The sequence below is a fragment of the uncultured Phascolarctobacterium sp. genome, assembly GCF_937920985.1.
GTDB lineage: Bacteria > Bacillota > Negativicutes > Acidaminococcales > Acidaminococcaceae > Phascolarctobacterium_A.
The window spans coordinates 1-9971 of record NZ_CALDXR010000040.1 but is presented as its reverse complement, the minus strand read 5'-3'; the positions used below and the strand labels follow the sequence as shown (position 1 = coordinate 9971).

Sequence of the window (9971 nt, the reverse complement as noted above, 5' to 3'; positions counted from 1 at the left end):
GTCAGAGCATTGGCTGCGTATACGTACCAATAACGTTATTGAACGTGTAAACAGAGAAATAAAGCGTCGCACAAGAGTGATTGGCACGTTTCCTGATGGTGAATCAGCATTGATGCTTGTATGTGCAAGATTGCGTTATATAGCCAGCAATGATTGGGGCAAAAAACGTTACTTGAACATGAAACATCTAACAGATATGCTTGCCGAAGAACTGTATTGCGAAGCAAAAATATCTTAAAAACAGCTAACTTAATAAGCAAAGGTATCTAAAGCAGAAGCTAGTTGATATTTAACGGTGAAGTGCACTAACCGTTAAACTTATATAACTAAACTTCTGCTAGGATGTCTGAAGAAATTTGCGCAAAACTATTGACAGTACCAAATACCTGTTTTAACTTCCCTTCCGCACGCAATCATTCTATCAACTCCAATTTTTAATCTTCTATACTACTTTCACTAAATACGTTTTTATAAAATAGTTTGCTTCTGATAAGTTCGAACAATACATCTGTATTATCCTATTTATCTACTCGTTGTGACAAATTTTAGACTTACATATTCTGCCAAGATACTCAGACATTTCTTTCTCTCCCATTTCATGAATTCCATTTTGATTATACAGCTGTAAATTAATGCAATAGATATACATTGTATTGAAATCATAATCTTCATCAATGAACATTTCTAAAATCTCATGTTCCAATTTCCAACCATACATCATCAAAAAATAAGATATTTTTCTATATGCGTCTATATCTTTAGAGTACTTTTTTATATATAACATATAAATGCTCCAAGCAAATTTTTCATCCTCAAAATTAAGTAGCCAATTTTTTGAGATTAGAATTGCCAAATCGTCAATTGATACTTCTGTAGCAACATTTACTTTCATATGTAATTCATCCTCTAAAGGCGCTAATAATTCATATATCGGATGATCATGCTTATAATCCATAGGTAAGCTAAGCAGATAATCATAAATTGAAACTATTGTCTTTAATTTCACCTCATACATCTCCCATATAGTTTATGTTATTTTTAAATTCAACAAAGTCACGCATAGTTTTATTAGTGGCTTTTCATAGACACATTCTCAGCAGATAGCTTTCTGCTTATTACTGCTACTATTGTATAAAAACCTCATTAAAATTTATAAAATTTATCTGTTGAATTTCTTCAGCTCGTTGTTAAGCTTTTGTACTTGCTCACTCAGCCACTCTTCTTTGTTCAAATAGTCCTTCTCTTGATTTACAAGCTGCTGATAACTTCTAACCACTTCGTTATCAACACAGTGCTCCTCTAGTTGCGCTTTCAGCACTCCCATATAAAACTGTAAAGCTGTGTCTGGGAAGAGTAATTCAGATTGATATTCATTCTTCATGCTGATTAAAATATTCGTTTTTGTTTTAATTAGCTTATTTTTGGTACTATAATATACATCACCATACAATCCATCAATATCTTCCACTTTATCAATAACTTCCATGCATTCTTCAGGAAGATTATACAATCCTAATTCTCTTAATTTATTTCTATAGAATCTTAATGCTCCAGCGGGGAAAAAAGTAGAACCTTTCTGTGCTAAGCCCAAATCCGACTCTTTTGTTACCACATTAATTACTCTTTTTTCTTCGCCATCCCCCCAATGATAAACAATGTATTTATTATTATCATTTAAATCTCTTTCATATTGATCTGGCCAAATAAAATTCTCCAACTTCAGTTTGCCAATTTTTTGCCAATTTTCATCCTCAAATATCATTATAGTAGATATTATCTTTTTATTCTTTATTTCGTTAATATTACATCCATGTATAGTTGGATGTATAGCATAAAGTCCAAACATTTTAAATCCTATGGGTATATGCTTCGCCAAATAAATTAAATACCCCTTATTCTGATACTTGTCGATAACAACTTCTAAAACATCGCCAATATATAATCTGCTCATTTTAAAGTCACCACTCAATTAGCCTTTCTTCAAAACATGGTAAAATTTTAAGCCAAGTTTTTTAACATTAACGTATATTATACCTCCATGCAGACATTTTCACCACCACCAAAATTTCACCAACCTACGTTATTCATACACTAAGCTCCTGCTTTTCGGTACCGCAAAATCTGCACTTTTACTTTATTAAATTCGCTTCTGCAAACTTTTTTCCTGCTATAATTCCAATTACATTTTAAATCTAAAAAGACCTCCCGCAAGCAGATTTTTACATCTGATTACAGGAGGTCATTTTTGCATATGCTTAGATTATTTTCATAAGCTATTTTTTCATTTTGCAAATCATCTGCGTCATAGTACCCATTGGGCAAAAGGTACACCAGGTTCTCGGCTTGAACAGCGCCATTAGCACCAAGCCAAGCAGCATAGAGTATTGGCTTTTATTATGTAAAAACTTTTAGCAAGCATCCACACTAATCATTTTAATTCACTCCATATATTATTTTGTTTAATAAGCTAGTATCATCATACCCTTTAAGTTTTACGCTGATTTTTATCACTCCATTTCCCTCTTCTTCCAAGTAATATAGTAAGTTATTTTTTGAAAATATTTGTTTACTACTTTCAATCCTCTCCAATTTCCAATCATTATCTTGTAAAAGCTTAATGTATTTCTGTTTGACATCTAAATTATCATTGCCATATTTGTAAATTGCCGTAACCGACCAATTAGCTAAACTAGGTTCTGAAAACATCACCAATTCACACGGTTCATTTATATAAATATTATGCCACGTATAATATAAATCTTTAGTATATCTTGTATTATCACCTAAACATCTATACCGAAGCAAAGGTGCAAAAAACACTCCTATAGAAATTATAGTTATCATTATCATTGCTAATGATATAATTATCGTTTCCTTAGTAAAAAAAGACCTAAACACGCTTTCTCCTATCTTCTGATTACAGATACTTCCAAACTATTATCTTCGTTTCTTATTAAGCAGTGGTTGCTTCCGTCTTTATAGCTAATAGTATTCCTATTTTGAGTCGACAAGCTCTCAGGAAATTCATTATGATAATAATTAATTATTTCATCATTATTCATTCCTTCAATCCTTAAATTTCTCTTTAGCACGACAGCACTCTTTCCCAAGACTTCTTTTTTTATGTAAAAATCTATCCATGTACTATTTTCAGGATCCCGTATGCACAAAAAGGTCTTATATATACTTAAATCAGCGTTATTTGTAATATTGCATCCGAAAATAATTTTCCAAACTACTATACAAAATATAGTTATGCTAAAAAAGCTACCTACAAAAATACCTGTTCTAACGTTCCTTCCGCAAGCAATCATTCTATCAACTCAAAATTTTAATCTTGTATACTATTTTTACAAAAAAGTCACGCTTTGATCCTTTTCAAGGTTTACTCAAACAAAATATAAGTAATCCAACAGTAAATATGAGCATCCCTTTATACACATCATTTCTTTTTCCGTACTCTAAAGTTTGAGCTTTTTTAAAACCGATACATACAATACTATGAGTAGTACAACAATATAAGAATGCCATAATTTTATATTGCTTTTCAACAGTACTCTTATATCTTCATTAAAGATACCTGCTGCAACAATCGGCATGATGATAAAAGAATTAAGCAGCTTACTTTTTCTTGTAAAGATAGTTTTCTTGTTCTTTTTACACTTAAAACCGCTTTAAAAAACATACCAATAATTACAAAAGCCAAAATCTTCATTTTATCGCAATCCTTAATTTGAATTTCTTCAGCTCGTTGTTAAGCTTTTGTACTTGCTCACTCAGCCACTCTTCTTTGTTCAAATAGTCCTTCTCTTGATTTACAAGCTGCTGATAACTTCTAACCACTTCGTTATCAACACAGTGCTCCTCTAGTTGCGCTTTCAGCACTCCCATATAAAACTGTAAAGCTGTGTCTGGGAAAAGTAATTCTGATTGATAAACACATTTAACTTTTTTAACAATTTCATCTTTATTCACTTTTATCAAATCTTTTGTGTATGAGTAAACTTCTCCATATAGCCCAGAAAAGTCCATTTCTTTTGCCAGTTCTTTTGTTATATCAGAAGCATTCTCATGCATCTTATATAAAGAAGCTTCCATAAGTTTTTCTCTATAGTATATTAACGCAGCTTCAGGATAAAAAACACTTCCTGGTTGAGCATTGCCTAATTCATCTTTCCCTTCAACGATTCTTATTACTTTCTCCTTATTTCCATCGCCCCAATGATATATTCTAAATTTATTTTCAGTATCTATTACGCTCTCATAAAAATCTGGCCACTCAAAAGAATCAATCTTAATGTTTCCTATTTTTTTCCATTTGTTATCTTCAAAAATCATGATTGTTGACAACCATGTTTTCTTAGCTATTTCTTCTACACCATACCCTGCAACACTAGGAATAACAGCACACAATCCAAATAGTTTATAGTTAAAGGGATTCGATTTTGCTAAATATACTATATATCCCTTATTTTGATTATTATCTAACAAAACCTCTAGTACATCCCCTTGTTTCAATCTAGCCATCTTACTTCCTTGTATGATATTCATATAAGCTAAAATCATACTTTCCTTTCTTTTTATATTGCTGTTAAACACATCACGATTTAATCCACTAAGCTCCTGCTTTCCGGTACCGCAAAAACTGCACTTTTACTTTATTAAATTCGCTTCTGCAAACTTTTTTCCTGCTATAATTCCAATTACATTTTAAATCTAAAAAGACCTCCTGCAAGCAACTGTTTCAGCTGCATACAGGAGGTTCATTTATACACACACTATAAAAATTTTTCGTAGGCCTTGTGCCCAACCCTCTACTGCTTCATTTTGCAAATCATCTGCGTCATAGTCCCCATCGGGCAAAAGGTACACCAGGTTCTCGGCTTGAACAGCGCCATTACCACCAAGCCAAGCAGCATAGAGGTGAGCATTACGCTGTAAAAGCCAAAGGCATACTGCGCAACCCATGCCGAAGAGCTGCCTGCGGTATAGGCCCACGCCCAAGGAAGCTTAAACGTCCAGAGCAGCGTTACAACCTCACGCAGGGACTGCGCCTGCGTTGCTACAAGATAGGTCTGCCACAGCATATTGCCAAACATAGCCATAAAGAAGCATAAAAAGCCGAAGCGGAACCATTTGGCGACCAAAAGCTCCGGCGTAGCGCTGTTACGCGACCACTTCCACTCGCCGCCCAGCTTTGCCAGCAGCAAGCCGCGTCCGCAATAACGGTTGCAGAACAGCTTGTTACCGCCGAAAAGCGCCAACAAAACAGGCACCATAAAATCAATCATTCCCAGCCAGGCAAAAAGAATATTGAAAAAGCCCAACGCGAAATATATTATTGGCCATAGCCAAAGATAATCATACCAATGCTGTATTTTCTTAGCCATCTGTTGCCACCCTGATGCTGCCTGCAGGACAGGTTTTGGCACAGAGGCCGCAGCCAACGCAGCGCTCCTTGTCTACCCTTGCGAAGCATCCCCTATATACACTTATCGCCTGACGCGGGCACACATGCGTGCAGGCACCGCAGGAAACGCATCTGTCCTCGTTTACCACCGCAAATCTTTTCATAACGCCACACGTCCTTAACGCAAATACGCAAGCGCGCTCTGAGCCGCAATAGCACCGTCATTAGTAGCCGTCACAACCTGACGCAGCACCTTGTCGCACACATCACCGGCGCCATACACACCAGGAATTGCAGTTGACATATCGCTGTGCACAACAAGATAGCCCTTGTCATTGGTAATACCCAAATCACGGCAGAACTCTGTAACAGGGTCCGCACCGATATACGGGAATACGCCTTTTGCGAGCATCGTTTCCACTGCTCCTGTCTGTTTATTAAGCACCTTGAGGCCCGCAACGCGATTATTTTCGATAATAACCTCCTGCGGTACACGCCATGTCAGCACCTCAATCTTCGGATTAGCAGCCACCTTTTCCTGCGTAATCTGCTCCGCGCTGATAACATCACGACGCGCCAGAATCGTAACCTTCGACGCAAATTCCGCAAGATACAGCGATTCCTCAAAGGCAGCATTGCCTGCGCCCACAATAATTACCGGCTTATTGCGGTAGAACGCCGCATCGCAGACAGCACAGAAGCTGATGCCGCGGCCGATCATCTCCTGCTCGCCCGGAATGTTCAGCAAGCGCTCCACAGTACCGGTAGCGATAATCACAGCAGGCGCCGTAAACTCCGCACCGCTCGCACAGCGCACGCGGCGCTCCGCTCCTTCTGCCTCCAGCGCAGCAACCTTCTCATAAAGATAGGTCGTGCCTAAAGCCATCGCCTGCTCGTAAATATCGTAGGCCAGCTGTGAGCCGTTGACGTTCTTAATACCGGGCCAGTTTTCAATCTCAAAGGTTTTAATCAGCTTGCCGCCGGGAGCAAAGGATTCCAGCACCAAAGTCTTTAATCCCGCACGACGTGCATAAACGGCTGCCGTCAGACCGGCAGCACCGCCGCCGATAATAATCAGATCATAGCTTCTATCGGGAGCCTGCTCCACCGGAGGCTCGTTGCCCAAAAGCTTTTCCAGTCTTGCCTGCAATCGTTCCTTCGGCAGAAAGCCTGCGTAACGCGAAGCAACTTCGCCGTTTTTGATAAAGAACAGACCGGGAATAATGGTTATATCCATTTCCTCCGTCAGCTCCGGCTCCTTATCTATATCAATCTTCACGATGTCTATACACTCGCCCATCTCCTTAGCAATATCCTCCAGCACGTAACTGAGCATTTTGCAGGGACCACACCAGGTCGCATAAAAATCTGCCAGAAAGGTTTTCTTTTCGGCCAGCATCTGCTTGAACTCTGCAGCCGTCGGGTTTACAATAATCGCCATTTACATCAGGCCTCCTTTGCAATAAAGTATTCGTAGTTTATCTTATATTAGTGATGTCCGCCGCAGCCATGCTCGCCACAGGTGTGACCTTCGCCGTGCTCACCGTGGTGATTGCATTTAACAGCGGGGTTGTAGTCCAAATTGCCTGCCAGCAAAGCCTCTACCGCTGCGTCTGCGCTGCCGCTTACGCCACCATACAGCTTAATGCCTGCAGCAGCCAACGCCATCTGCGCACCGCCGCCGATACCACCGCAAATCAGAGCGTCTGCCTTCAGCGCGGTTAAAACGCCTGCTAAAGCACCATGACCTTGGCCGTTGGTATCCACAACTTCGGACGCAACAACTTTGCCGTCCTGCACATCATAAACCTTAAACTCCTCAGTATGTCCGAAATGTTGAAAAATCTCGCCGTTTTCGTAGGTTACTGCAATTCTCATGATATCTTCTCCCTTTTCCTTGTATTTTTCATATAATTTTTGCTTAAAGCAATCAACACAGCCGCAGCCTGTACTGCTGCCGTTACAGAGCCGGAAATCTCCGCCTTCAATACGCAGCGGCCGTCCTTCCACAACAAAATCCGCCAGCTTCTTGCGCGCCGTTTCGTAAATGCGCTGCACTGTCGTCCGCGCAATCTGCATAAAGGCCGCGCACTGCTCCTGACTCATGCCTCGCCTGTCAATCAGGCGTATCGCTTCGTATTCGTCAACGGTAAGAACAATAGGCTCCTGCTCTGCATTATTGTTTTGCGGTAAAAACTCCAGCGTTTGCGGATAATGGCAAACCTTTCTGCATTTTACTTTCCTAGGCATCTGATTTTCTCCTCTCTAAGTCCATTATATAAGTGAAACGGGCATATGTCAATTATATTTTTGACATATGCCCATTTAAATTTTACATCAGCAAATATTCTACTCTTCTTCCAGATAAAATTCCCACGCACAGCCGTCAGGACTTTCCGTACAATCAGGGAAGCAGCTCAGGCAACGGCATTTGATGCGCGCGTCAATCGTGGCTGCAAAACCGCTGTATTCGTAAATGCCGACCGATTTGCAAGGATGATAAGGCATACCCTTGCGGCTGCGCGCCGTCTGCACACGGCAGTCGCGGTTGCGGTAAACAAGCCTGTTGCCGTCATGGATACATTCATGCTCGTTCAGATTGCCGTAAAAGCGATAGTGCAACGCCTGCTCCAAGCCCTCTAAGCCGGGATTTTCCGGCAGCTTGAGGAATTCCTTGATACGCTTGGCTTCGATCACGGTAAAGCGCTTCCACGCCTCCTCATCATGGTACATGGCCTCCGCCATACCGAATTTGCCTTCAATCGACTGAAACCAGACTCCGTCATGCGCCAGCCAGTTTTTCGCATAAAGCTCAATCAGCTCCAAAAGCTGCTCTTTGCTCAGCTCTGCAAGATATTTGTTGTACATGATGCATAACCTCCTTTGTGGGGGGAATTGGATGATAAAAGAAATGCACAAACATTCTTATCCATATGTTCTACCTTTAACTCGAAAAACATTTTTTTGCTACTACTAAATTCAATTTTTCTAGCTTGTTCTATTCTCCAATCTTGTTCAGCAACTTGTTCTGTACCTTGTTCTGTTTTTTTGACCTTAATCACTAGCTTGTTCTATTGTTTGTCCCGATACATGTTCTGTTTCAGGAGTTTGTCCCGCATTTAGTCCCGATGTATGTTCTGTTTCAGGAGTTTGTCCCGCACTTTGTCTCGACACTTGCTATGCTTTAGGAGTTTGTCCCGCCGTATGCTTCCTAATAAATGTTAAAGTGCAGTTCCGTAACGCCATCTCCCATCCCCATTCACTCCAAACACTTCTCCACCATCTCTTTCAGCGTGTACTCATCAAGATGCTCAAAGAAAAACGCCCGCTTAGAATGCAGAGGCAATGACTTGCTCACCGCCACGTTATATTCTGCACCCTTGGCAAAGTCCGTTGCTAAAAGCTCCGCCTTGTCACTGACGCTCGCCAGCAATTCCGCTCCGGCTTCACTGTTCACCAGCACCAGCGTAACGCCCTTATCATCATCAAATTCCGGGTACTGCTTATCAATGCCCCAATAATCGGCAATCGTGATATCTGCCAGGCTGCGCTTATTATTAAACGCACACTCACCGCAAGACGGACGAATGCTTATGTTATTCAGGAAAAGGCGCATATAGGTTTCCTGCCGCTTGCTCGCACCAAAGCGCTGATGCTCGGTGAAAAATAATGTTTCTCCCTGCTTCCAGCCCTTCGCCTTATCGCGGAATTTCACCTGCACAACAGGCTCGCCTGCCTCCTGCGCCAGCTCCCGTAAATGCTTTTGATAAACCTTGGGACTAGGCACACCATGACAAACCACATCAACCGTCAATAGATTTTCCGACGGCTTCACCAGATATTTCTTTAAACCGGCAATCTGGCAAGGCGTACCGCTGAACAAAACCCTTCTGCCTGTACGCAAAATTTGCCGTACCTCACTGTAAATCTTGCCGATTTTACTCTGCACGTACTTCGAACCGCGCAGCTTGGTCAAATCGGCAATGCTATCCACCAGCACATGCTGCACATTAAGCTGCTCGTCCAGCGCTGCGCCAACCACAACACCGCCCTGCTGCAAAATTTCTTCAGCAAAAAGCGTGAACATTCCCCCGCTGGAGCTGGTAAAGCGCACTGCATCATCGTTATTCTTTGCGCCATACACAGCAAGCAGCTCATGCTGCTGAGGTTTGTGCAGCATAGGGCAGACATTTTCACATAAACCGCAGTCCATGCACATTTCTTCGTTAACCACCGGATATAAAAAGCCTTCCTCGTCCGCAGTCATTCTTATACACCCACGCGGGCAGATATTGGCGCAGGCACTGCAGCCTGTACAGTTTTGTTTGACGCTCAGCTCAATCATGTCTTTAACCTCCCTATTGCCATAGCCTTTTATAGCTTATATTTCAGCATAATACTCTGCTTAAGTGATTTTTCTTTTATTATATCACAAATAAGCCCTCTTGCTTGCACTATCTGCGAGTTTGCCACTATGCGCCGACACTGCTTGACAGCGTAATTTCTAGCGCAATCGAGTAGGAGACTGCTCATTATTTGAGCAGTCGACCTCTCACACCAC

General features: G+C 41.0%; 12 protein-coding genes and 1 pseudogene. 1 reads left to right on the top strand and 12 read right to left on the bottom strand.

Translation table 11 applies throughout. From position 1 onward, the window contains the following. The coding region (locus Q0612_RS07370; RefSeq protein WP_298882770.1) for a transposase at positions 1-238 on the top strand (238 nt) is incomplete at its 5' end. A 288-nt stretch (positions 239-526) separates the two neighbouring features. On the opposite strand, the gene Q0612_RS07365 is transcribed toward Q0612_RS07370, so the two are convergent. The 12 genes and pseudogenes from Q0612_RS07365 to Q0612_RS07310 form a co-directional block, all read right to left on the bottom strand. Continuing rightward, the gene (locus Q0612_RS07365) at positions 527-1006 is read right to left on the bottom strand and encodes a hypothetical protein (RefSeq protein ID WP_298882767.1); all 480 of its coding nucleotides are present in this window, start codon (positions 1004-1006) and stop codon (positions 527-529) included. 153 nt (positions 1007-1159) lie between these two features. Continuing rightward, the gene (locus Q0612_RS07360) at positions 1160-1951 is read right to left on the bottom strand and encodes a hypothetical protein (RefSeq protein WP_298882764.1); all 792 of its coding nucleotides are present in this window, start codon (positions 1949-1951) and stop codon (positions 1160-1162) included. 322 nt (positions 1952-2273) lie between these two features. Beyond that, positions 2274-2381 (bottom strand): annotated as a pseudogene (locus Q0612_RS07355) (4Fe-4S binding protein); the annotation flags it as partial. Between the two features lie 52 nt (positions 2382-2433). Further along, the gene (locus Q0612_RS07350; RefSeq protein WP_298882760.1) at positions 2434-2898 is read right to left on the bottom strand and encodes a hypothetical protein; all 465 of its coding nucleotides are present in this window, start codon (positions 2896-2898) and stop codon (positions 2434-2436) included. 8 nt (positions 2899-2906) lie between these two features. After that, entirely contained in the window at positions 2907-3314 is a 408-nt protein-coding gene (locus Q0612_RS07345) for a hypothetical protein (protein ID WP_298882758.1), read from the bottom strand. A 397-nt stretch (positions 3315-3711) separates the two neighbouring features. After that, complete coding sequence (locus Q0612_RS07340) at positions 3712-4527, bottom strand: hypothetical protein (protein WP_298882756.1); 816 nt, start codon at positions 4525-4527, stop codon at positions 3712-3714. Positions 4528-4814: 287 nt separating this feature from the next. After that, positions 4815-5390: a 4Fe-4S binding protein gene (locus tag Q0612_RS07335; protein ID WP_298882752.1), complete on the bottom strand. Its 576-nt coding sequence runs from the start codon at positions 5388-5390 to the stop codon at positions 4815-4817. Further along, positions 5383-5574, bottom strand: a complete 192-nt coding sequence (locus tag Q0612_RS07330) for a 4Fe-4S binding protein (RefSeq protein ID WP_298882749.1) — start codon at positions 5572-5574, stop codon at positions 5383-5385. Before Q0612_RS07330 ends, Q0612_RS07335 begins: the two co-directional genes overlap by 8 nt. A gap of 14 nt (positions 5575-5588) precedes the next feature. Continuing rightward, positions 5589-6851: an FAD-dependent oxidoreductase gene (locus Q0612_RS07325; protein WP_298882745.1), complete on the bottom strand. Its 1263-nt coding sequence runs from the start codon at positions 6849-6851 to the stop codon at positions 5589-5591. 47 nt (positions 6852-6898) lie between these two features. Then, positions 6899-7660, bottom strand: coding sequence for a DUF134 domain-containing protein (locus tag Q0612_RS07320; RefSeq protein ID WP_298882742.1), 762 nt, complete (start codon positions 7658-7660; stop codon positions 6899-6901). Between the two features lie 99 nt (positions 7661-7759). Further along, positions 7760-8278: a DUF6125 family protein gene (locus Q0612_RS07315; protein ID WP_298882739.1), complete on the bottom strand. Its 519-nt coding sequence runs from the start codon at positions 8276-8278 to the stop codon at positions 7760-7762. 391 nt (positions 8279-8669) lie between these two features. Beyond that, positions 8670-9755 (bottom strand): Coenzyme F420 hydrogenase/dehydrogenase, beta subunit C-terminal domain, encoded by a 1086-nt coding sequence (locus tag Q0612_RS07310; RefSeq protein WP_298882734.1) that lies wholly within the window; start codon positions 9753-9755, stop codon positions 8670-8672. Positions 9756-9971 lie beyond the last annotated feature (216 nt).